This window comes from Candidatus Foliamicus sp., assembly GCF_965221325.1.
Lineage (GTDB): Bacteria > Pseudomonadota > Gammaproteobacteria > Steroidobacterales > Foliamicaceae > Foliamicus.
The window spans coordinates 996,239-1,019,815 of sequence record NZ_OZ244880.1 but is presented as its reverse complement, the minus strand read 5'-3'; the positions used below and the strand labels follow the sequence as shown (position 1 = coordinate 1,019,815).

General features: G+C 60.8%; 18 protein-coding genes. 14 read left to right on the top strand and 4 right to left on the bottom strand.

Annotated elements, in window-relative coordinates:
* Nucleotides 1-21 precede the first annotated feature (21 nt).
* Nucleotides 22-1,236 carry a DNA methyltransferase gene (locus ACWCOO_RS04655; RefSeq protein WP_446831791.1) on the top strand — a complete coding sequence of 405 codons (1,215 nt, stop codon included), beginning with the start codon at nt 22-24 and terminating at the stop codon, nt 1,234-1,236.
* Between the two features lie 40 nt (nt 1,237-1,276).
* On the opposite strand, the gene ACWCOO_RS04650 is transcribed toward ACWCOO_RS04655, so the two are convergent.
* The 3 genes from ACWCOO_RS04650 to ACWCOO_RS04640 are packed head-to-tail and all read right to left on the bottom strand — an operon-like array spanning nt 1,277 to nt 3,871.
* A complete protein-coding gene (locus tag ACWCOO_RS04650) occupies nt 1,277-2,539 on the bottom strand; it encodes a TRAP transporter large permease (RefSeq protein ID WP_446831790.1) in 1,263 nt (420 codons plus the stop codon).
* Entirely contained in the window at nt 2,536-3,066 is a 531-nt protein-coding gene (locus ACWCOO_RS04645) for a TRAP transporter small permease (protein ID WP_446831789.1), read from the bottom strand. The genes ACWCOO_RS04650 and ACWCOO_RS04645 overlap by 4 nt, the downstream gene beginning before the upstream one ends.
* A gap of 58 nt (nt 3,067-3,124) precedes the next feature.
* On the bottom strand, nt 3,125-3,871 hold the full coding sequence (locus ACWCOO_RS04640) for an NADPH-dependent F420 reductase (protein WP_446831788.1): 747 nt from the start codon (nt 3,869-3,871) through the stop codon (nt 3,125-3,127).
* Nucleotides 3,872-4,048: 177 nt separating this feature from the next.
* Between ACWCOO_RS04640 and ACWCOO_RS04635 the strand changes: the two genes are divergently transcribed.
* From ACWCOO_RS04635 to ACWCOO_RS04605, 7 genes are read left to right on the top strand one after another with little or no spacing between them, the layout of a single operon-like run.
* On the top strand, nt 4,049-5,044 hold the full coding sequence (locus ACWCOO_RS04635) for a quinone oxidoreductase family protein (RefSeq protein WP_446831787.1): 996 nt from the start codon (nt 4,049-4,051) through the stop codon (nt 5,042-5,044).
* Entirely contained in the window at nt 5,028-6,125 is a 1,098-nt protein-coding gene (locus ACWCOO_RS04630) for a TRAP transporter substrate-binding protein (RefSeq protein ID WP_446831786.1), read from the top strand. The genes ACWCOO_RS04635 and ACWCOO_RS04630 overlap by 17 nt, the downstream gene beginning before the upstream one ends.
* Nucleotides 6,122-6,745 (top strand): peroxidase-related enzyme, encoded by a 624-nt coding sequence (locus tag ACWCOO_RS04625; RefSeq protein WP_446831785.1) that lies wholly within the window; start codon nt 6,122-6,124, stop codon nt 6,743-6,745. Before ACWCOO_RS04630 ends, ACWCOO_RS04625 begins: the two co-directional genes overlap by 4 nt.
* Entirely contained in the window at nt 6,742-7,782 is a 1,041-nt protein-coding gene (locus ACWCOO_RS04620; RefSeq protein WP_446831784.1) for an aldo/keto reductase, read from the top strand. Before ACWCOO_RS04625 ends, ACWCOO_RS04620 begins: the two co-directional genes overlap by 4 nt.
* Before the next feature lie 45 nt (nt 7,783-7,827).
* Entirely contained in the window at nt 7,828-9,165 is a 1,338-nt protein-coding gene (locus ACWCOO_RS04615; RefSeq protein ID WP_446831783.1) for an MFS transporter, read from the top strand.
* Nucleotides 9,087-10,217 (top strand): class I SAM-dependent methyltransferase, encoded by a 1,131-nt coding sequence (locus ACWCOO_RS04610; RefSeq protein ID WP_446831782.1) that lies wholly within the window; start codon nt 9,087-9,089, stop codon nt 10,215-10,217. The genes ACWCOO_RS04615 and ACWCOO_RS04610 overlap by 79 nt, the downstream gene beginning before the upstream one ends.
* On the top strand, nt 10,214-10,504 hold the full coding sequence (locus ACWCOO_RS04605) for a hypothetical protein (RefSeq protein ID WP_446831781.1): 291 nt from the start codon (nt 10,214-10,216) through the stop codon (nt 10,502-10,504). The genes ACWCOO_RS04610 and ACWCOO_RS04605 overlap by 4 nt, the downstream gene beginning before the upstream one ends.
* A 62-nt stretch (nt 10,505-10,566) precedes the next feature.
* Here ACWCOO_RS04605 and ACWCOO_RS04600 read toward each other — a convergent pair whose 3' ends face one another.
* Nucleotides 10,567-10,887 (bottom strand): helix-turn-helix domain-containing protein, encoded by a 321-nt coding sequence (locus ACWCOO_RS04600; protein WP_446831780.1) that lies wholly within the window; start codon nt 10,885-10,887, stop codon nt 10,567-10,569.
* Between the two features lie 392 nt (nt 10,888-11,279).
* Here ACWCOO_RS04600 and ACWCOO_RS04595 point away from each other — a divergent pair, with 392 nt between their 5' ends.
* From ACWCOO_RS04595 to ACWCOO_RS04570, 6 genes are all read left to right on the top strand, one after another.
* Nucleotides 11,280-11,876: a DUF6088 family protein gene (locus tag ACWCOO_RS04595; RefSeq protein ID WP_446832000.1), complete on the top strand. Its 597-nt coding sequence runs from the start codon at nt 11,280-11,282 to the stop codon at nt 11,874-11,876.
* A complete protein-coding gene (locus tag ACWCOO_RS04590) occupies nt 11,869-12,891 on the top strand; it encodes a nucleotidyl transferase AbiEii/AbiGii toxin family protein (RefSeq protein WP_446831779.1) in 1,023 nt (340 codons plus the stop codon). Before ACWCOO_RS04595 ends, ACWCOO_RS04590 begins: the two co-directional genes overlap by 8 nt.
* A 208-nt stretch (nt 12,892-13,099) precedes the next feature.
* Nucleotides 13,100-16,240 (top strand): helicase-related protein, encoded by a 3,141-nt coding sequence (locus ACWCOO_RS04585; protein WP_446831778.1) that lies wholly within the window; start codon nt 13,100-13,102, stop codon nt 16,238-16,240.
* 4 nt (nt 16,241-16,244) lie between these two features.
* Complete coding sequence (locus ACWCOO_RS04580) at nt 16,245-20,264, top strand: type ISP restriction/modification enzyme (protein ID WP_446831777.1); 4,020 nt, start codon at nt 16,245-16,247, stop codon at nt 20,262-20,264.
* Between the two features lie 288 nt (nt 20,265-20,552).
* Nucleotides 20,553-21,749: an FRG domain-containing protein gene (locus ACWCOO_RS04575; protein ID WP_446831776.1), complete on the top strand. Its 1,197-nt coding sequence runs from the start codon at nt 20,553-20,555 to the stop codon at nt 21,747-21,749.
* 133 nt (nt 21,750-21,882) lie between these two features.
* Entirely contained in the window at nt 21,883-23,559 is a 1,677-nt protein-coding gene (locus tag ACWCOO_RS04570; protein WP_446831775.1) for a hypothetical protein, read from the top strand.
* The last annotated feature ends 18 nt before the right edge of the window (nt 23,560-23,577 follow it).

The following is a 23,577-nucleotide window of genomic DNA, read 5'->3' as shown; positions in this document are numbered from 1 at the left end:
GCAAGTGGTGTATCCCCACCCATGCAGGCGTCGCAAGTTGCCGATACGCGCGCCGGCGCGGAATTTGTCGGTGGGCTTGCTTCTTTCAACGAATTCGGCCAGACCACGGCGATTGAGCGCCACTACGGGACGCGCTATTTCGTCAACGAGTTCTGGACCGCGCGGCAGCGGCAGGCGAACCGCATTCACGAATTAAGCTATCGCGCCTGCTTCAAGCCGCAGTTGCCAGCGTTCTTCATCAAGCGCCTGACCCAGTCCAAGGACATCGTCTATGACCCGTTCATGGGTCGCGGCACGACGCCGGTCGAGGCAGCGCTGCAGGGACGCATTCCGTTCGGCAACGACGCCAATCCGCTCAGCAAGGCGATGGTGGAACCGCGCATCAATCCACCCGACATCAGCGCGGTCGAGCAGCGTCTCAAGGAGATTCCCTGGCGCCGATTCCGCGACCCGGAGCATGAAGAACTGCTCGTTTTCTATCACCCGGAAACACTTCGCCAGATTGAAGGGCTGCGCGCCTGGCTCCTGGAACGCGAAGCTGCCGCCACGCTGGACCGCGTTGACGCCTGGATAAGGATGGTCGCGCTGAATCGCCTCACCGGGCACTCGCCGGGATTTTTTTCGGTGTACACCCTGCCTCCCAACCAGGCGGTTACCGTCGAGCGTCAGCGACGCATCAATGCGCGCAGGCAACAGTTTCCGCCGTTGCGGGACGTTCCCGCGCTTGTTGCAAAGAAATCCCGGGCGCTGCTCTCGCAGAGCAAGCCGGAAGCAGCGCGTGGCATGTTCCTGACCGAGCGTTCGGACAATACCCCGCAGATTCCCGACGCCAGCGTCGCCCTGACCGTAACCTCGCCGCCGTTTCTCGATATCGTGGACTACGAAACCGACAATTGGCTGCGCTGCTGGTTCATCGGAGTGGACCCGAAGGCGGTTTCGATCACGCAGTGCCGCAGCATTGACGACTGGCGGCGCTTCGTGTCCGCCACGCTTGCAGAGCTAACCCGGATTACGCGGCCGGGCGGTCATATCGCGTTCGAGGTCGGCGAGGTCAGGAAAGCCACGCTGCGGCTGGAAGAACAGGTGATCGACGCGGCGCGTGGCTTGCCGCTGACGCTGCTCGGCGTAATGGTCAATCAGCAGCAATTCACCAAGACATCGAATTGCTGGGGAGTCGCCAACAACTCCCGGGGCACGAACAGCAATCGCATCGTCCTGTTTGCAAAAGCGGAGTAAACGCCGAGCCCAGTCGAATCGGACCGGACCAAACGCGCCGCTATTGCAGCAGAAACAGCGACAGGCCAGGCCAGAAGGAAACGGTGACCAGCGCCGCCAGCATCAGGAACAGGAACGGCAGCACGGCGCGGCAGATTTCCCCGAACGATTCGTTGAAGGCGGTCATCGCCACGATCAGATTCAATCCCATCGGCGGTGTCAGATACCCCATCTCCAGGTTCACCACCATCACCACGCCGAAATGCACGGCATCCATGCCTTGGGCCAGCGCGATGGGCTGCAGCAGCGGCGCCAGGATCAGGATGGCGGAACCGATGTCCATGAAGCATCCCACCAGCAGCAGGAAGGCGTTCATCAGGAGTATGAAACCGGGCAGTGAATCGATGCGCGCGGATAGCCATTGCACGGCCAGGTCCGGCACCTGTTCGTAGGTCAGAAACATGTTCAGCGCCAGCGCCATCATCAGCACCGGAAACAGCGAACCCATCAGCCGCGTGGTGCTGGTGGCGACTTCCATGATTTCCTTGAAACGCATTTCGCGGTGAATGAAGATTTCCACGAAGAAGCCATAGACCACGGCGATGGACGCCGATTCCGTAGCGGTGAAAAAGCCGCTGTAGATGCCGCCCAGAATAATGACCGGCATGAGCAGCGACCAGATGCCTTCCTTGAGTGCCAAGGCGATTTCGCGATAGCGCCAGCCACCCAGCCGAAACCGCCAGTTGCGCGCGATCGCGTAAATGCTCATGAAGCCGGTCAGCAGCAGGGCGGGACCAATGCCGGCAATGAACAGTTCGGAAATCGAGGTTTGCGTCATTACGCCGTAGAGAATGAGGGGAATGCTGGGCGGCACCACGATCCCCAAGGTTCCGGCGGCGCATAGGGCGCCCAGCGCAAAGCGCTTGCTGTAGCCGGCTTCGAGCAAAGCCGGATACATCACGGCGCCCACCGCCAGCAAGGTCACGGTGCCCGAACCGGTCACCGCCGCGAACATCGCGCAGGACAGCACCGTTGCGATGGCGAGGCCGCCCGGAATCGGCGCCGACAAGGCCCGCGCCAGACGGATCAGGCGGCTGGCGATGGCCCCGCGCGCCATGATGGCGCCGGCCAGCAAATACATCGGAATCGACAGCAGCACATCGCGATTGAGGCCGTCCCAACCATCGCTGATGATGTTCTGTATCTGTGCGTCGCCCCAAAACCAGTAGGCCATGCCGGTGGCGACGCCCAGCACCACCAGCAGATTCTGGCGCAGCGCCAGCAGCGCCAGCGCCACGCCGACTATGGCCAGCGCTCCGGTCATGGGTCGAGCTTGGCCGCTTGCGTGTCGGCCAATGCGCCGCGTTCCGGCGGCTTGAGGTCGGGCCAGCGCGCATACAGAGCGTGGCGCAAGGTAGCCAGCGCGAACACCAGCGGAATCACGCCCTGGATCGGCCAGACGATGATGCGCAGCACCACGGAGCGCACGTCCAGCAGGTAGGTGCTGCGCACCAGGTCGAAGGCCACCACGGCGAACACCAGGCAGAACAAGGCCATCAGCACTTCGCTGAAATGATCGAGAAACGGCCCCCAGGACTTGGGAAGCCAGCCATCGGCAAAGCGCGGGCGCAGGTGCGAATTGGCGGCCGAGGCAAGCCCGATACCGAACATCACCACGATCACGTTGGCGTAAACGCCGATCTGGCGCGCCCAGTAGAGTCCCGAACCGCTAATGACCCGTATCGCCACGTCGCCGAAAATCACCGCCACCAGCAAGGCGAACGCGGCGCCGGCAACGGCCCGCTCCACAACGCTCAGGAAGGCGAGAACGCGCTGTGCCGTGTCTTTCACGGTCGGCTCTCCGTGCTCAACACGGACGCGAGAGGCAGCCGCTCAACGCCAAGCGCTCTCAACGGCCACGGATGGCCCGCGTTTCCTCCGGAGCGGGGCCGGAAACACGGCGCAGATAAAACTCGAAGGTATCCTCCCTGCGGCCGGCAAAATGCGGAACGCGATAGAGGGCGGACATGCCCTCCAGAATGCGCGAAATGCGGATGGGCCCCAGGTTCATGGTCTCGAATCCGAAGGCTTGAGCCAGCTCCATGACCCACTGTTTGGCAGCTTCGTCGTTGCCGGCCACCGCCACCGTGACCGGCCCGTTGGCGCGTGCCGGGTCGAGCAGGACATGGAACCCCACGGAATTGAAGGCCTTCACCACCCGCGCTTCGGGCACAGAGTTCTGCACCAATTCGCCCGACGAGGTCGTGGCTTCAGGTAGAGGAAAGCCGTCCGGCCCCTCCTGCACGGCATTGCCGACATCGATGACGAGTTTGCCGGCCAGGTGCGGGGCAAGCCGCGTGACTACATCCTCCATCGCGAAATAGGGAATCGCCAGAACCACGATCTCGCCGGCGGCCGCGGCCTCCTCCTGCGTTTTCGCGCTCGCCGGCCCCGGCGTGCGCTCCAACAGCCGCTCAATGCGCTCGCTATCCGGAGAGCGCGACCCATAAACGATGGTATGCCCGAGTTCCGCCATGCGCGGACCAATGGAGCCGCCCATCATGCCGGTGCCGATCACGGCAACGGTTTCGGCGCCAGCCGGCGCATGCGCGACGCCAAGCGCCGTCAGAACCAAGGAAAGCAGCAATTTTTTCATCGAAACACTCGCTCTGCGGAAAAAAGTTGCCGACGGAGGCCAAAACCCGCGCCGGGCGCGCATCATCATACCGCCGGCCCCGCCCCGCGTCGCCCGTGCAAGACTCCGGAATTCGCGAAACAGCCCCCAAGAGCAGGTGGGTACAATGACTTATTTACCCAGTAGGGAGGAGCCCCGATGCCCAACACCATGCGCGCCGTTGTGGCCGAAGCGCCAGGCGGCCCGGAATCGCTGCAAATCAAGGAAATCCCGACGCCCTCGCCCGGAGAAGGCGAAGTATGCGTACAGGTGGCCTATGCGCCGCTCAATCCGCTGGACACGCATGCGCGCGCCGACCGCATCAAGTGGATGCATCCCGGATTTCCGTTCGTGACCGGCTACGAGTACTCCGGGCGAGTGGTGGCAACCGGCGCCGGCGTCGATTCCGCGCTTGAAGGCAGCCGCGTGGCGGTGCACGGACAATGGAACGGCAATGGCGAGTTCGCGGTGGCCAAGGCCGCCGGGCTGGTGCCCATCCCGGACCGCTTCGACTACCGCCTGGGCGCCACGTTTTCGACCTGTGCACCCACCTCCTGGCATCTTGTGCATTCCGCCGGGCGCGTTCAGCCGGGACAGGCAGTCGTAGTGCATTCGGCGGCAGGCGCAGTGGGCGTCCTCACTACGCAGATCGCCAAGGAGGCCGGCGCCACCGTGTTCGGGCTGGTGGGCGACAGCAGGAAGGCAGAATGGGCCAAGCAATTCGGCGCTGATCATCTGCTCGACTACCGGGCCGAAGACTGGCCGGACAAGGTAAAGGAATTGACCGGCGGCCGCGGCGCCGACGTGATTATCGACGGCGTACAGGGTCCCAATGCGCCCCTGAACTATGCGGCCTGTGCTCCCTTGGGCAACGTGATCTACATCGGCGCCATGGGCGGCTCCGCGCCGACCGTGGACATTTCCTTTCTGGTGGGCAAGAGCATCAGCGTGACCGGATTCGTGCAGTTCTTTCACCAGGCACGTACCGGCCGCGCGGAGGACGCCGAAATCGAGAACAAACTGGCCAGCGGCCAATGGCGGATTCCGATTGAAAAGGTGGCCACGCTGGAGGAAACGCCGGCCATGCACGCGGCTTTCGAAAATCGAGAGTTGTTCGGCCGCACACTGATCACGGTCGGTGGCGACGACGTATAGCTTGCGCGCGCCGACGGCTTCGCCGAAAAGCGGAGCGGGGCCTGCCAGCCTTCTGCGCGCCGCAACATTCCTGGCAGCGCTGCTGGTTGCAGGCTGCGGCGGCGATTCGGAGCAGGACGCCGGGGCCGATAAACAGGTTGTTGTGGTAGGCGCATCCGGCGCAATCAACACGCCCTGGCACGAGGAGTGGCTGCGCTTCGAGCGGCGCGTCAAGGCGGCAGCTCACCCCGGCCTGGAGTTGCAGCTATTCGTCAATGGTCAGCTCGGCACCGAGGAAACCATACTCGCCAATGTGCGCCGCGGGCGGGTGCAATACGCCGGACTTTCGCTGCACGGGATGTCCAGCGTGGTACCGGAACTGAGCGTTATCCTCGCCCCGTATCTTTTTGACAGCTTCGAGGAAGTCGATTTCGTCAGCGACCATTACCTGACGCCGCTGTTCACCGAAATGCTTGCCGAACGGGGCCTGACTTTCATCCAGTGGAGCGAAGTGGGTTGGAATCACGTGTATTGCCGCGAGCCCCGCACCGAGCCGGACGAGTTTCGCGGAGTGAAAATGCGCGCCTCCACTGCCATTGCACCGCAGGTATTCACCGAAACGATCGGCGCGGACAACATCCCCCTGCCCTTCGACGAGACCCTTCCGGCCTTGCAGACCGGCCTCGTCGATTGCGGCCAAAGCGGCGCTGGCCAGTACCTGCTCTCCGGCATCGCCGAGGAAGCGCCGCATTACACGCTCACCCGCCATGCCTACGACTCCGGCGTGCGGTTCGCCAACTCCGAGTGGTATTCGTCTTTGCCCGAGGAAGTGCGCCAGGTGCTGACCAACGCACTGGACGGACAGCAGGAAGGTCGCGATATCGTGCGCCGCGTCATCGCCGAACAGGAACGCGAGTGGCAGGACGCCGGCCGTGTGTCGTTCCGCACGTTGACCGACCAGCAGCGGGCGCTCTGGCGCGAAGCGGCGCAAGGCTCGCACGAGAAGCTGCTGGAGCGCATCGGCGGGCGCGCCCGGGAAGTGTACGAACTGATTCTGACCGGCAAAGCCGAATTTGCGGCGACCCGGCAGGAGGCAGCATGAGCAATCACGAGAAGGTCATGGCCTTGGACATCCCGCCGCTTGAACGGCGCGAGCTGGATGAGGACATGCGCGACTACCTGGCGCTTTGCGAGGAAAAGCTCGGCTTCGTTCCGAATGTACTAACCGCCCATGCCTTTTCAAGCGAGAAATTGCGCGCGTTTCGCGAGTATTACGACGAACTCATGCTGGCCGATTCGGGCTTGAGCAAGCTGGAGCGGGAAATGATTGCGGTGGTGGTTTCCTCGGCCAACCACTGCCTCTATTGCCTGGTGGCGCATGGCGCGGCCGTGCGCAAGCTGTCGGGCGACCCCCTGCTCGGCGAAGTGCTGGTCATGAATTACCGCGAGGCGGATGTGACGCCCCGCCAGAAGGCCATGCTCGACTTTGCCTGGAAGGTCACTACCCGGCCCACGGAAACCGGCGACGGCGACCGCGCCAGGCTGCGCGAAGCCGGCTTCAGCGAGCGCGAGATTTTCGATATCGCGGCCGTGACCGGCTTCTTCAACTTCAGCAACCGGCTGGCCATGGCCACCGGCATGAATCCCAACCCTCAGTACCATCAGATGGCGCGCGAACCCGCCCCAAGCGGGCCGTCGGCGCCGGGAGCGCAACACAAATGAAACTAAGACTCTTGGGGGCCAGCGGCCTGCGTGTATCGGAACTCTGCCTGGGCACGATGACCTTTGGCGGCACCGCCCACCTGTATTCCGGGGAAAAGGACTGCCGAGAAGTCTATGACGCTTATCTGGAGGCCGGCGGCAACTTCATCGACACGGCCGACATGTACGGCATGGGCGAAAGCGAGAGCATGCTGGGGCGCTTCCTGGGCCAGGACCGCCAACGCATCGTGCTGGCCAGCAAGTATTCGCTGAACACCGACCCCAACGACCCCAACGCCGGCGGCAATCACCGCGGCAATCTGGTGCGCTCGCTGGAGGGCAGTCTGAAGCGGCTCAAGACCGACTACCTCGATCTCTACTGGGTGCATGCCTCCGATGGCGTGACGCCGCCGATGGAAGTTATGCGCGCCCTCGACGACCAGGTGCGGCTTGGCAAGATTCTGCATATCGGCATATCCAACGCGGCCGCGTGGTGGGTAGCCGCGGTGAATGCCGCTGCCACGGAACGCGGATGGACAGCTTTCACCGCCCTGCAACTCCAGTACAACCTGGCCGAACGCAGCATCGAAAACGCCTTCTTTCCGCTGGCGGAGTTCCAGAACATGGCCATCACCGCCTGGAGTCCGCTGCTGTTCGGCGCGCTGACCGGGAAATACACGCTTTCGAAGGACGGCGCGGTCAGCGGCGACGGGCGCCTGGGCGGAGAGGCCGGGGGCCGCTTGCTTACGCCGCATAACCTGAAAGTGGCGCAGGGTTTGCAGGAAGTGGCCGACAAACTCGGCTGCGCGCCGGCAACGCTGGCCCTCGCCTGGCTGTTGCACCGCCAGACCACCGTGCTTCCCATCCTAGGCGCGCGCAACCTCAAGCAGCTCAAGCAAAACCTCGAATGCGCGGACCTCGCACTGGATGACGCAACGCTGGCCGAACTGGACGCGCTGTCGCCGCCGCCCCCGAGCTACCCGGAGTCGATGCTTGCCACGCCGTACATGGACGTCATGATCCACGGTGCGGCAGCGAAGGAACGGCTGATAACCTGAGCGGGGCAGCGCTTGGGTTCCTGATCCGTCAGTAGAGGGCGCGGCTTGATTCCGGCCAGCATCCGCGTGTCCTGGGGCGCCGGCGCCCTCGGCGTGGCGCTGCTGATGAACGCGGTCAGCGTGCTGGCGCTGTTCTACATGGTGAGCGTGCTGGGCATAGACCCCGGCATCGCCGGCACCCTGGTCTTCCTGACCAAGCTCCTCGACGTGGTCAGCGACCCGGTGGTGGGCGGATGGAGCGACCGGGTCAAGTCCGCTGCGGGCCGGCGGCGGCCCTTTCTGCTGGTGGGCGCCTTCGTGTCCTCGCTGGCCTTCGCGCTGATCTTCACCACGCCGATTTTCGATGTCCAATGGCTCACTGCCGCCTACATCTTCCTTGCCCTGTCGCTCTACACCATCGGCTACACGCTGTTCAACGTGCCCTACATGGCCATGCCGGCCGAAATGACCGACAGCTACCACGAGCGTTCGGCCATCCACGGCTACCGCATGGTGTTCATTGCCAGCGGCGTGTTTCTTGCCACCTCCGTCGCGCCTCTGACGCTGGACCAGCTAGGGCGCGAGAAGTGGAACGCCTATGCCGCCCTGGGCGTAGGCGGTGCGCTTGTGATTCTGGTCTCCATGCTGACCGCCTATTTCGGCACCGCGCGGGCAAGGTTCACGGACGCCGGGGTAGAGCGAATCAACGTGTTTCGCCAATTCAGCCCGATCCGCCGCAATCCGCATTTCCTGCGCCTGATCGCGGTCAAGGCGGCGCAGTTGCTGGGTATCGCCTCTTCGCAGGCCACGATTGTGTTCTTTGTCGTGCATTACCTGCAGCTACCGCTCAGCATTCTGTTCTTCTACGGGATCGTGGTGACACTGGTGTCCACGCTGAGCACCCCGCTGCTGGTGGCGATTTCCAAGCGCATCGGCAAGCGCAACACCTACCTGCTGGCGGCGTTCTGCTATCTGGCGGGCGTGTCGAGCTGGATGCTGGCCGGGCCGGTCGAACCCCTGCCCTATATCCTGGCGCGCGCCGCGATCATTGCTGTCGCCGCCAGCGGCAACATCGTGATGGCCATGTCGATGCTCACCGACACCATCGAATTCGACACCCGCAGAACCGGGGTGCGGCGCGAGGGCGTCTATACGGCGGTGTACAGTTTCGTGGAGAAATTCACGTTCGCAATGGGGCCGCTGATCGTGGGCTGGGCCTTGCGCATCGCGGGCTTCGACAGCAGCCTGCCGGACGAAGCGCTGCGAACACCCGAAGTGTCACGGGCGCTGCTGCTGGGCATGTCCTACGTGCCCACTCTGGTCGGATGTGTGGCAATTTTCCTGCTCACCCGCTATCGTCTTACCCACGAGGAACTGGAAAAAATCGAGGGCCCCGCCGCATGAACAACACCTTTCAACCACGGCTACGGCAGCGCGGACGCGCTTCGGTGGACTTTCTGGCCCACATGTTTCATGGAACGGGCAAGACGCGGCAGGATGTTCAGGAGCAGCTAAAGGAAAATTTCGCGGACGGCGCTGCGCTGCCGGACGATCTTGATGAGCGCCACGAGGCCGTTACGCGGGTTGTTTCCCAGGCGCCCGCCTACCGCGCTCAGCAGACCATTGGCGAGTGGCACTCGCGCCAGCACGGTCTGATCGCGCTGGACGCTTTCGAGGAAGTCAAGGACGAGGCCGTCGAACTACTCCAACGCTACGACGAGGGACCATCGCGTTTGTTCACCGACGAGGGCTTCCAACCCCCCGCCTACTGGGACGGCGTGGAAATTCACCGCACGCGCGGCGGCTGGGACGGACATCCGTACATGGGTTGCGTACACGGGGAAATCGTGCACCGAATGATCGTGGAAGCCACCTACCCCGGCGGCATCTTCAAGCAGCGGCGCATGGTGGCCGGCCTGGCGCCCCAGGACAGCTACGACCACATCCTGGAAATGGGCTGCTCTTCGGGCCACTACACCCAGGCGCTGGCCGAAACCTACCCGGATGCGCAAATTACCGGCGTGGACCTGTCGCTGCGGATGCTGGAGCACGCCTTGCGAACCGGCAACGCCTGCGGCCACGCCTGGCGACTCTACCAGCGCGCCGCCGAGCACACCGGTTTCGACGACGAATCCTTCGACCTGGTCACCTCCTACATCCTGCTCCACGAAATGCCGGCCGACGCGATCCGCGCCGCCTTCGCCGAAGCCTTCCGTGTGCTGCGTCCGGGCGGCGACCTCCTGATGAGCGACGTGGCCCGCTATGCGGACATGAACAAGCTCGACGAATGGCGCGCCGACCAACTCGCGCGCTACGGCGGCGAACCCTTCTGGCGCGAATCCGCCGGCCTGGACCAGGTCGCCGCTCTCCAGGACGCCGGCTTCGAGAACGCAGATGGCCGGGCCCTGGGCCCCGGCGGCTATCCTTACGTGATAAGCGCCCGCAAGCAGGCATGAAGGCCGATCCGAAGTCCTTCAATAACCCGGACCGCCCCACGCTAGCCCCGGAAGACATCGCGGGCGTAGGCCAAGCTGTGCTCACGCTCACACACGAGCTCTACATCCTTATCGACCGCCTCGCAGCGCTGGAAACAGTGCTGGAACGCCACGGCCTAAACGTGCGCGAAGAAATCGAGGCCCTGCGCCCCGACGCCGGGCAGCAGGAGCGTTTGAACGCCCGCGGCCGCGCTCTGGTAGCGCGAATAAGCAATGCGCTGGCGGGAGAATTGGACCCCCTACCCTGATCCGTCTGATTGAATGCGGCGCGGCAAACGCCCCGCCGGTCCGAAAGAAAGAATGGCAGGCGTCAAGTCGCCATCGTAGCTCGGCCCATCTCGCGTTGGCTGACGCGCAACGTTACACACAAATGATCGTTCAGAGCGGCGAGCATCCTCATCAGCCGGTCCAGCGTGAACCGGCCGAGGTCGGCGTTACGGATGCGCGAGAAATCCGCTGCGGCAAAGCCAGTCATACTTGACGCCTTGCGCACACTAAGCCCACGCCCGTCGATTTCGGCGATGATCCGGGCCGCCAGAATGGCCTTGGCCTGCTTAATATCAGCATCGGGATCACCAAGGTCACGAAAGACATTGCCGCTCCCCTCAACCAGTTCGAATTCATCGCTCATCGCAATAGCTCCTTCCTCAATCGCCCAAGACGCGCACGGATAAGGTCGATCTCTGCCTTAGGCGTCTGAACGCCCTGCACGAACCCACCCGATCGGTCGCGTATCGTTGTTCATGCGATATGTTGTCATACATGACTACTACTATTCAAGTGAATCGACGCCAACCATGGCCACCGCGCAGATCGACCACGAATGTCCTGGTGTCTACTTGCTTTCCGTGTTCAAGCGTGAAGAAATAGCCCGCGAAGGGGGCCAACAAGAGTACGAACGAATTTCCGATGGCGCCAGCGCATCGCGCTCCACGGCCAGAGTTCCGAGCCTGCGCCGCTTTGCCTTCGTCCGGTGTTATTCTATGTGTCACAATTCTGACACGGTGGCAAGAGATGCGGGACATGCTCAGCCTTCCAAATAGAATCATGCAACATGTGGAAGCCCTTCCGGAGGCTACGCCCTTGTGTCCCGGCGGGCTGCTCCACCTCGGCAACCGCGCGGCGGTCGATCAGGCTCTATCGCGCCTTGCCAAGTCCGGCAAGCTCATGCGCATCTGCCATGGCGTCTACATGCGTCGCGTCCAGACCCGGTTCGGTCGCCGCGGGCCAAGCATCGGAAAAGCGCTTCGGAATCTTTCGGAGCTGTGGGGTGAGACCTTCGTGCCGTGCGGCGGCTCGGCGGCGAATCGTCTCGGACTGACCACTCAGAACCCGATAAGGGAGGTGTACCTGACCTCGGGCCGCAGTCGCCGCTTGCACTTCGGCAAAATCATAGTGGAATTGCGCCACGCGCCGCGCTGGCAACTCGCGGCGCCACACCGAAAAGCCGGCGACGTAATCCGCGCCTTGGCCTGGCTCGGCCCCAGGGAGGTCGAGGAGAGTCTGGATGCGGTTCTTCCGACCCTCTCCGCGCAGGACCTGGAAGAGCTCTCCACAGCACGTGCCGTCATGCCCATCTGGATGGCGGAACCGGTAAGCGCACGCATCGCGAATGTCTGACGCGCAGTACCAAGACCTTTCGGACGAGGACCGCCGTGAGACATTGGAAATGGCGGAGGGCGCAAGCGGTCAGCGTGCCTTCCTGTTGGAGAAGGACATCTGGGTCGTCGCAACGCTCGAAGTGCTGTTCAGCGCCCCGTTCGCTCGACACCTGATCTTCAAGGGCGGAACGTCGCTGTCAAAAGTGTGGCGGGTAATCCGCCGTTTCTCGGAGGATGTCGACATCACATACGACATCCGCGCTTTCGCGCCGGATCTGGTGACCGGGGCGGGCGAAGAGGCGCTCCCTCCCACGCGCAGCCAGCAGAAGCGCTGGACGCGCACGATTCGCGCGCGCCTCGACGAGTGGGTCCGGGATCAGGCTTTGCCTGTCGTGGCCGACGGGCTCGCGCAAGCGGGTTTCAAGGCGAACATTCGCGCCGACGGAGACAGCCTCCATGTCCGCTACGCGCCGCTCTTCGAGGAAACCGAATTCGTGCGGCCGGAGGTCAAGATCGAATTCGGCGCACGATCCACTGGTGAACCACACAAAGCCCTTCCGTCCGTATGCGACGCGGCGGCTTATCTGCCCGATCTGTCGTTCCCGGAAGCTTGCCCAATCACGATGTTGGCGGAACGCACTTTCTGGGAAAAAGCGACTGCCGCACACGTCTACTGCCACCGCCAGCGACGCAGGGGCGAGCGCTTGTCGCGACACTGGCACGATTTGGCGCGCCTCGACGAAGCTGGAATAGCGGCCCGCGCGCTTTCTGACCGGCCTCTCGCACAATCGGTTGCGCGACACAAATCGGTGTTCTTTTCCGAGAACGATGCCTCGGGCCGGCGAATCGACTACACAGCCGCGGTTTGCGGAGAACTTAAGCTGGTTCCCTCGGGCGACGCGCTCGCGGAACTGGCCGAGGACTACGAGAGGATGGTTGCAGACCGCATGTTGTTCGATGAGAACGAGTCGTTCGATGCGCTCATGGAGCGTTGCGCGATGCTTGAGGCTCGGGCCAACGAGATGTCGGTGTGAATTACGCTGCGCTCCATCCTTGCCGATCGCTGGCGTCGCAAGGCAACGTGTTCGGTGGATATTGTGTGCGAAAGGCGCGCGAGCGGGTGCGTTTACTGCGGAGCCATGTCGAGCTGCAGAGACACGCGCAAAACCAGCCGTCACCCAGGGTGGCGGATCGATGCATTTCTCTTTCAGCTTAACGGAATGACACAAGAACCGCTGCGCAATGACCGCTGATTCCAAGGGCCGCGAACTCTTCATCGTTGACAACAGTGTTGCCGGTTGGACCGGGCTGCGCTATCTGCATGAGTGGTCCGGGATCGCGAAGGCGTTCGATATTGCGACCGGCTATTTCGAGATCGGCGCTCTTCTCTCCCTCGACGGCAGGTGGCAGGGTCTCGACAAGATCCGGATCCTGATGGGCGCCGAAACTACGCACCGGACGCGACGGGCGCTCCTTGAAGCCGTCCGTGAGCGAGGCCTCCGACGTCTCGACAAGAGCCTTGAGGAAGACAAGCTGCCCAACCCGTTCCTGCGAGGGACTCCGGCAATCCTAGAGGCGCTCCGCTCAGGCCAAATCGAGTGCCGCATCTACGATAAGGCCAAGTTCCACGCCAAGGCTTACATCACCCATGCCAAGTTCGAGGTGATGGGCGCACAGGCATTGGTAGGTTCCAGTAACTTCACGCGGCCCGGACTCACCGAGAATGTCGAATTGAACGTTCAGGTTCAGAGCGCCCGGGAGGTCGCTCAACTCCAGGAGTGGTTCGAAACACACTGGCACGAGGCTCAAGAGGTTACCGATGACGTTGTCCAAATCATCTCCCGCCATACTCGCCTTTACTCGCCGTTCGAGGTATACGCAAAGGCCCTGCAGCAGTACTTCCAAGGGCACGAACTAACCGAAACCGAGTGGGAAGAAACACGGTCACGGATGTTCCCACAACTCGACCGCTATCAGAAGGAAGCCTATTGGGCGCTTATGAAGATCGCTCAGCAGCATGGTGGGGCGTTTCTTTGCGACGGCGTCGGTCTCGGCAAGACGTTTGTCGGTCTGATGCTGATCGAACGGCTCATCCTTCACGACGGCAAGCGCGTCGCGTTGTTCGCACCCAAGGCCGCGAAGGAGGGCGTCTGGGAGCCACACCTGCGCCGCTGGCTTCCTCATATCGGTGGCTTCGGCGGCGGCGCGGACTTCAGCAATCTGGCAGTCTTCAGCCATACCGACCTCGGGCGCAAGGGAGACTTCCCCGAACGCTTTGAGCGGATTACCGAACTCGCCGATGTCGTCGTCATCGACGAGGCCCACCACTTCCGCAACCCGGGACGCCGAGGAGACCCCGAGAAGAGTGTCGAACCGTCCCGTTACTACCGCCTGTTCGACCTCCTAGACAACGCGAAACGCACCAAGACCGTATTCATGTTGACGGCAACGCCCATCAACAACCGGCTGAGCGACTTCCGCCACATGACCGAGCTCTTCACTCGGCGTGACGATTCCTACTTCGCACGCACGCTTGGCGTCAACAACCTGAGGGCGCACTTCAACCGGATGGAGAAAGTGCTTCGCGATCGCCTGGGTCACGACTCCGCGGACGCCGCGGATCACATGACCCAGGCTCAGGATATCCTCTTCACCGACGCCTTCTTTCGTGAACTCGTCGTCCAGCGGAGCCGGGCGTACGCAAGAGGGAGTCAGAAGAGCGAGCACGGTGAAACGGCCGCTTTTCCTGAGAGGCAGGCGCCTCGCGTGGCCGATTACTCGATCCGAGAGACCTACGGAAAAATGCTTGACCTTTTCGAGAAGGCATTCGCGAAGGACAACCCGCTGTTCACGCTCCCGATGTACTACCCTCTTCATTGGTACAAGGGCGACGACGACAAGATTGACTCGTTCGAGGAGAATCGCCAGAAGCAGGTGGTGGGTCTGATCCGAACCAACTTCCTGAAGCGCTTCGAGAGTTCCGTCGCCGCGTTCGAACTCTCCTGCGCACGCCTGCTCCAGAGGCTGCTTGCCTTCCTCGAAGTGCATAGCGAGACCGACTCGGAGAAGAACCGCCTCGACCGTTGGAAAGCGCAGCACACCGATATCCTGGTCAGTCAGCGGCAACGGGAATTATGGGGTGACACTAACGAAGAGGACGACGAAGACATTGTGCCCCAGGAACTGCTCGACGCTGTCGAGCCCCTCGACCGGGCCGACTACAACGTCGAAGAGATGTTGGCCGAGACTTTTATCGACCTCGGCGAGATCGTGAAGTTCCTCGACGAAGCCCGCCGGTTCGAACCAAAGCATGACGACAAACTGAAGAAGCTCATCCGCCTGCTCAATTCGAAGACACTGACCGGCCAGAAAGTCCTCATCTTCACCGAGTTCGCCGACACCGCTCGTTACCTTCAGCGGCACCTGGAGGAGGCGGGGATCAAGGGCGTGGATCAGGTGGACAGCGCCACAAAGAAGAACCGCGCCGAAGTCATCCAGAACTTCGCTCCCTACTACAACGGTCTTTCGTCACCAGAGCTCGGCGAGCAGAAGCGGGAGGAGACCCGGGTGCTTATCTCGACGGATGTCCTTTCCGAGGGTTTAAACCTTCAGGACGCCTCGCGGATGATTAACTACGACATCCACTGGAACCCCGTCCGCCTGATGCAGCGTATCGGCCGCGTGGACCGAAGAATGGACCCAGGAATCGAGAAGCGGCTCCTCGGCGACCACCCCGACAGGGCTTCTTCGCGCGGCAAAGTCTGGTACTGGAATTTCCTACCGCCCGGGGAACTCAACGAGATTCTCACTCTCTACAAACGGGTTACGCAAAAAACGCTCCTGATCTCCAAGACGCTAGGCATCGAGGGGAGAAAACTCCTCACACCAGAGGACGACTATGAAGCGCTGAAGGAGTTCAATCAATCCTACGAAGGCGCCCGAACAGCCGTCGAGGATATGCACCTTGAATATCAAGAGTTGCTCCGAACCGACCCTGAGCTTTATGCGCGCCTGTCGCTCTTCCCTGGCGCGATCTTCAGTGGTCGCAGGCGCCCGGCGAAAGGGACGCGCGGCGTGTTCTTCTGCTACGGCCTCCCTGCTCTCGATAAGGAAAAGAATGAGTTCACCCTGGAAGCGGGCGTCACTGGCTGGTACCTCTTTGATCTCGACCGGGATACCGTCCTGGAAGAACCCGGAGACATCGTGACGAGCATCCGCTCAACGCCTACGACGAAGCGCCGATGCACCACGAAGGAAAATACACTCTTGGACATCCGCAAACGTGTCGAGAAGCACATCAAGAACGGCTACCTGAAGCGGCGCGATGCTCCCGCGGGCGTAAGGCCCCGCCTTCATTGCTGGATGGAACTGAACGAGAGCTGAGACGATGCCCACCGACCACCGCAAGCGCCTCGCCAACATTCGGCGGTTCGACCAGCTCGTTGCCTACCTCCGCGACGAGTTGGACTGGCCTATCGACTCGGACGATTTCGAAGAAGCGACTTTCGATTACACACCGGAGGAGCTTGGTATCGACCCGAATAACGCAGCGAAAGTGCAGGAGATCAAGCGCCTGCGACCGCTCACTCCCGGCCAGCCCTGGGGCGTGTTCTTCGTCAAGTTCGCGCCGAAGCGACTTCCCGTAGTCGCGCTTCGCCGCATCCTGGGGCGGCTTGTAATCAGGAAGCGCGCGGCGGAGCACTCCGCAGACCTACAGAGCTGGGCCGCAGACGACTTGCTTTTTGTCTCCAACTACGGTGAGGGTGACCGGCGGCAGATCGCATTCGCCCACTTCTCCACGCCCCAAGCTAAGGCAGATCTGCCCACGCTGAAGGTGCTCGGTTGGGACAACCTGGACACCCCGTTGCACCTTGACGATGTAGCCCGGAAATTGACGGACCACCTGGCATGGCCCGACAACCAGGACGACACGGAAGCTTGGCGGGAAAACTGGCGCGCGGCTTTCAGACTACAACATGGCGAGGTGATAGCCACGTCCAAGGTGCTGTCGGCGCGATTGGCCGAGTTGGCCCGCGCAATCCGGAAGCGAACGAGCACGGCGTTGGCGATCGAGTCGGATGCGGGGCCACTCACCCAGCTCATGAAGGCCTTCCAAACCGCGCTGATGGACGACTTGGACGCGGAGGGATTCGCGGACATGTACGCCCAAACCATAGTGTACGGCCTGCTCTCGGCGCGCATCGCTGATCCGAATCGCAAGACGACCGACGGTTTCGCAACACACATGCGCACCAACCCATTCCTGCGCGACCTGATGGAGGCCTTCTTTCAGGCAGGAGGACAAGCGGGAAGCAGCGCCGTGGGCATCGACTTCGACGAACTCGGCACCTCCGAGGTTTTGGATTTGCTGGACACCGCCAACATGGAAGCTGTGCTCCGCGACTTCGGCGACCGGAACCCGCAGGAAGACCCAGTCATCCACTTCTATGAGCACTTCCTGGCTGCATACGACAAGAACGAGAAGGTGCGCCGAGGTGTCTTCTACACGCCCAAACCCGTGGTGTCCTACATCGTCCACTCGGTGGACCAACTACTCAAGAGCGAGTTCGGGCTTGAGGACGGCTTAGCCGACACTACCACTTGGGGCGAGATGGCCGAGCGCCAAAAGAGTCTGAAGATCCCAGAGGGCACACCTGCCGACCAGGCCTTCGTCCAAGTTCTGGATCCCGCCACCGGCACCGGGACCTTCCTAGTGGAAGCCATTGACCTGATCCACCGGACGATGGAGAAGAAGTGGCGGGCGCAGGGTTGCGACGCGAGCGAGACCGCGACGCGATGGAATGACTACGTGCCTATGCACCTACTGCCACGCCTGCACGGATACGAGTTGCTAATGGCTCCCTATGCGATAGCGCACCTCAAGATCGGCCTCAAGCTGCATGAAACCGGCTACCGCTTTGAGAGCGACGATCGGGCACAGATATACCTGACTAACGCATTGGAACCGCCAGCGACGAGCCCGCAATTCACTCTTGACTTCCTGCCGGCCCTGGCACGCGAGGCGGAAGCGGTGGCAGCGGTCAAACAAGACCTGCGGTTCACTGTGGTTTTGGGGAATCCGCCCTACCTAGGCGAGGCCGGGCGAGGCGGGGAGTGGATCGCGTCGCTAATGCGCGGCGTCGAGCTACCGGATGGGCGCAGAACCTTGAGCTATTTCGAAGTGGATGGCGAGCCGCTCGGCGAAAAGAACCCGAAGTGGCTGAACGATCTGTACGTTCGCTTCACGCGGCTGTCGCAGCACCTGATCGAATGCTCGGGCGTCGGTGTGCACGCCTTCATCACCAATCACAGCTACATCGACAATCCGACCTTCCGAGGCATGCGCTCGGCGCTGCTTAAGGGGTTCGACCAACTAACCGTGGTCGATCTCCACGGCAACAGGAAGAAGAAGGAGATCGAGCCCAAAGGAGGCACGGACGAAAACGTCTTCGACATTGAGCAGGGCGTTGCGATCGGGCTGTTCGTGAGGGGTTGTGCAAGGGCAGGTAGCGAGGTGCGAGACGCGCCAACCCGGGTGCACCACTCGGACGTGTGGGGTGTGCGGGCGGACAAGTACGACCGACTGCTTGCAGGAGCGTCGGCGGACTCTGGATCGGTAGAAATCCATCCGCGCCCGAACCTTTTTCTGCTCAAACCGTTCGCGGGAGACGATGCAGCGGAGTACGACGATTGGATTTCGGTGAAGCAGATCTTTCCGCTCGGTTCAGTCGGGATCGTCACCGCGCGCGACGCCTTGACCGTTCACTGGACGATGCAGGATATCTGGAGTGTCGTGAGTGAACTGGCCGAGAGCGAAGAGGAAGCCATCAGAGCCAAACACAAGCTTCGGGACGTGCGGGACTGGAAGGTTAAATGGGCTCAAACGGACCTTCGCCAGTCTGGTCCGTCCAGCAGCAGAATCAGGCCGATTCTCTATCGCCCGTTCGACACCCGATACACTTACTACACGGGGAAGTCGCGCGGATTCCTTTGCTATCCCCGCGCCGATGTCATGGGGCACATGCTGGGGGGAAGGAATGTTGGGGTCATTACTACCCGCCAGACAAGAGACAAATGGGGCGCGGTGGCGACAACGAGCATCGTTGCCCATAAAACATGCGCCGCCTACGATATCAACTCCCTATTCCCCCTCTACCTCTATCCAGATGTCGGCCAATCCGGCGAGTTCTCATTCAGCCCGTGGCCCGAGGGAAGAGATGGGCGCCGACCTAATCTGGCCCCAGTCTTCGTTGAGCAGTTTGCCGAGGCCAACGGTCTCCGCTTCGTTCCCGACGGACGCGGAGACCATCGAGCCACCTTTGGACCCGAGGACGTGCTCGCGTACATTTATGCCGTCTTCCACAGCCCCGGCTATCGCGAGCGCTACGAAGCCCACCTCAAGCTTGACTTCCCCCGCATTCCAATGCCAGGCAATGCCCGTCTCTTCTGGGACTTGGTCATTGCCGGTCACGATTTGCTCCTTCTTCACTTGCTGGAATCGCCCAAACTCGCCCATCCACGCACCGACTACGCTGGTCCGAAGGCCCCGACGGTCGGTCACGTCGGCTGGGCGGACGGCACCGTTTGGCTCGACGCTGCCAAAACCAACGCCCGGCAGCGCCATCGCGCCATCAAGCCTGGTCAGTACGGATTTCACGGCGTACCGGAGGAAGTCTGGGACTTCCACGTCGGCGGCTATCAGGTATGCCACAAGTGGCTCAAGGACCGGAAGGGCCGCCAACTTTCGGACGACGAAATCGCCCACTACCAGAAGATCGTCGTCGCCTTGGATGAGACCATCCGCATCATGGCCGAGATCGACGAGTTAATAGAGGCTCACGGCGGCTGGCCTGAGGCGTTTCGTTCTCGCTCAGCAGCAGACCCGGCGACGGAGAGCACGGCGAAAGTGATCCCGTTTCGGCCACGCACGATTCATTCCGCACCCGAGGACCGCTACGTCACAAGCGCACCGCTCATTCCTCTCAAGGCGGCCGCCGGCGGATTCAGCGGACAGCAATTCGTCGAGGACGACGCTGAACTCGAATGGGTCGAAGTCCAATCGCGCCATCGCTTGCGCCCAGGCATGTTCGTCGCCCAGGTCGTTGGCCGGTCTATGGAGCCAGCGATCCCAGATGGTTCCTGGTGCCTCTTCCGTGGTCCCGTCGCGGGAACGCGACAGGGCAAGACGGTCCTCGTTCAGCTTCGCGACGCCACCGACCCGGAAACCGGCCAGCACTACACGGTCAAGCGCTACAGCAGCGAGAAGGTGCGTGGAGACAGTTCTTGGCGGCACGAGAAGATTACCCTCGAACCGCTGAACCCGGAGTTCGACCCAATTGAACTGCACGCCGCGGACGACGACGCGTTACAGGTCGTTGCAGAGTTTCTGGAGGTGCTCGAAAGTTGATGCATTCCCAATATTGATCGTTCTTCGAAAGCGCTTCGTTGCCAACGGCACTCCCGGCAATGCCAGGTCAGCGCTTTTTGCCCATTCCGTCGGCTGGCTTTGTAGCGGGTGAGCGATAGTTTGCCGATGGTGCGAGGTGTGGAAATCGCGCCCGAGAACCGCTGCGAGCACCGCCGATTAACTGCGATACTTCGGCGCGAGTGTCCAGTATTTTGGGCGCAAGGCACCATCGAACAAGCCATGCCGTTAAGTTGAATGAACAGAGGGGAGTTTAAGACGATGGGTGGAATGGCGGGCGAGCCGCTGGAACGTGTCGAGGCGTTGGTGAATGAAATTCGGCGAAGCGGCAGTCTCTTCCGCGGGGAGCCGGAGCATTACCCGAAGGTAAGCTCCACGTTGCACCGGCGCTTCAAGTCGATATTGGGCTCTGAGACACGGATTACACCGGAGAAACTGCAGGGTGAATTGGCGCGTTTCGCCAGAGATCACTTTGCAAAGGAGTTGAGAGCTTTCAAGCAAAGGACGGGCGAAATCGTGTCTTGGAGTGGCGGCTATGATCCGGGCAAATTCAACGAAGATGACGTTCGCGTGTGGTCGATGATGCAGCATATGGGGGCTGCAACCAACCTCATCGACTTCACCAAAGATCCGAGGGTGGCCCTTTTCTTCGCGTGCTCAGAATCGCTGGCGAAGAGTGGGAGAGTACTGGTACTGCGGCGAGGTCATGGCTACGACTGCGTAGCTGCCAAGTGGCCGCAGAACAGAATTGAGGCACAGCGGAGTCAGTTTGTCTGGTCTACGACGGGGTATGTGTCCGACGATAACGTAACGGTTATAGATGTGCCCCAGAATCTGAAACTACCGGCGCTGAAATGGCTTATCAGAGAGAGCCCACCGGTATCACATGCGACGATGTTTGAAGACATGCCGGGGTACGCAAAGCACAGCCAGATGTACGAGGAAACGCTTGTTCAGTACTACGACAGCAGTTCACGATTGGACGGTGAGGTAGATCGTCTTCGCAACACGGAAGTGGCCGGTCATCTACGAGTGCAAGACTTGTGGAAAACCCTGAAGCAGTTCGAAGACGACGCACGGAAGATGCGAGTCTTGGTGAAGAAATTCCCTTGGTTCCATCGGGCGCATTGGCTATTGGGAAAAATGCTCGAGGCACAGTGGAAGTGTTGGTCAAATATTGCCGATCACACAGAGGCTGACCCTGCTTTGTCGGGCCAATTGTGGGCTACGCGAACGATACTTCTCGGTGACGCGATTCGTGCATATCAAGAGGCGCTTGACTGGGTTCCGAGTAACGATCTGTCCGGTGAAAGAGTGACGATACTTGTTGACCTTGGCGTCGTTCAAAAGTTGAACGGGAACGATCAGGAGGCGGAAGCTGCATTTGAACTTGCAAGGAAGGCGGATTCGAAGATTGCAAGAAAGCTGATTGCGGACCGGTGCGAAGAGTTGGGAATTGTGGTGTAGCGTGGAGTGTCCCGGGAATGGTGGACACCACCGCGCATCTCTACCAGTTCGAATACATTGTTCATCGCAATAGCTCCGTCCGCACCGCTCCATTGAACCAGAGTTTCTAGAATCGCAACTAGAGGCCAACTGAATGAACTCAGATATTTTTAGCGATTTGATTTGCCTAGCCCGCAAGCCAGACGCAGATACCGAGCAATGGCTTGAGGATGCGGAACAGGGCGTCAAGTTTCTAAGACAGACTTACGAGACCGGTGAGGATATCTTCCTTTACGCTTCGGGACCGCATTTTGTCGCGGAGTCCGTCTTGGTGCCTCGTGCTGCCATCGATCCGCCGGATCATGAAGACCTCGCCGGAGCACGCGTAGTGATTGATGATACTTGGCACATTCAAGGAGCATATGGGGGCAATGACGGTCATCAAGTCTCCCTTCAGCCTCCCCTAAGCTCTCCGGGATGCAATACGCTCGTCGGTGGAGAAAAGCTGGTTTTCCTGCGAAGCTTCGAAGGTATGCAATCACACCAGCCCGAAATAGAAATAAGCCAAAAGTTTGTGCATTCGCAAGGACTCTTCTACATGGACGAGCACAACGCATACTGCCAACTAAATCGCCACGGCGATATCGAAAGGGTTGTAACTGTATTGAATGAGAACCACGCTGATTCCCTTCAGGCCGTACGCGCAGTTATCGTTCGGAGGCGCGATCTTGCAATCTATATGGCGCAATGTAATGCAGCTCTTGTGACGAAATTCGACTTTACTAGATTTATGCCGGAATGTATCACAAGCTGGGAAGCCACAGATGAAATAATTCATGATGAAACAAGAGATATGTACTATCGGTCGAAGGTGATCCCGAACCACGCCAGCTATGCCAACGGTCACATTGTTTTCCGTCCGAAATTGAGCAAACGAGACCTGACCGACAAGTGGAAGAAGGAGGAGGACAGAAGCACAAAGCAGTACGCCACTTTCAAGATACATGACTTCAAGAACAGAAGACTAACTGAAACATCTTGCGGACCAGATCACATCGTCAGCTACTTCGCTAAGTCTTATTTGCCTTGGGAGATGTCGCCCGCATTTTTTCGACCAGCGGTCTTGGCAAAATATAAACATGACCCCGAAAAGTACAAGTTTATTGGCCGCAGCATAAGTTGTAGAGGGGCATGGTGCCTTCAGACCTACAACATGAACGATGCTGGCCAAGTACAGACCTATGTGCGGTACTTAGCGACACTGCCGTTTGAGGAGCAACAGTACTGGGCATCATTCAATGAGTGGCCGAAGACACCGATCTCCAAGCACGCTAAGGAAACCGATTTTCTCGGGAAGTGGACAACGGCAGACGATCCGCTCGCCGAGCTGAAGGAAAAGGTCAGGTCGCTCGACCAAAACCCACCGGATTGGTGGTCTCCGCGTGGCAAGGAGCTTGTGGAGGGACCGCTTGAGCCTGTGACAGACTCCATCAAGGAATGGGGCGACGAAATTTTGGCCCTTGATCACCTAGTGATCGAGGGTTTTCGGGTCAAAGGACTCAGGTCCGCCCTAGACACTTGCGGAGCAACCTTCAAGCAAGAGTGGGGCTCACTAAAGCTACTTGAGGTGGCGCTCGCTAGCGCAGGAAAAACCGAGGATGCTAAGCGTTTGGTCGAGCCGCTTAGAAAACTTCGCGGTCTTCGAAACCAGATTGCCCACGGCTACACCCGCAACGGGCGGGCTGAGGAGGTAAGAAAAGCGAGAAAGGCACATGGCGGTCTCCGCAAACACTTTCGTGACCTATTGGTTCCCATCCGAGATTCCTTGTGACCGTTCCCCTGGATCCGA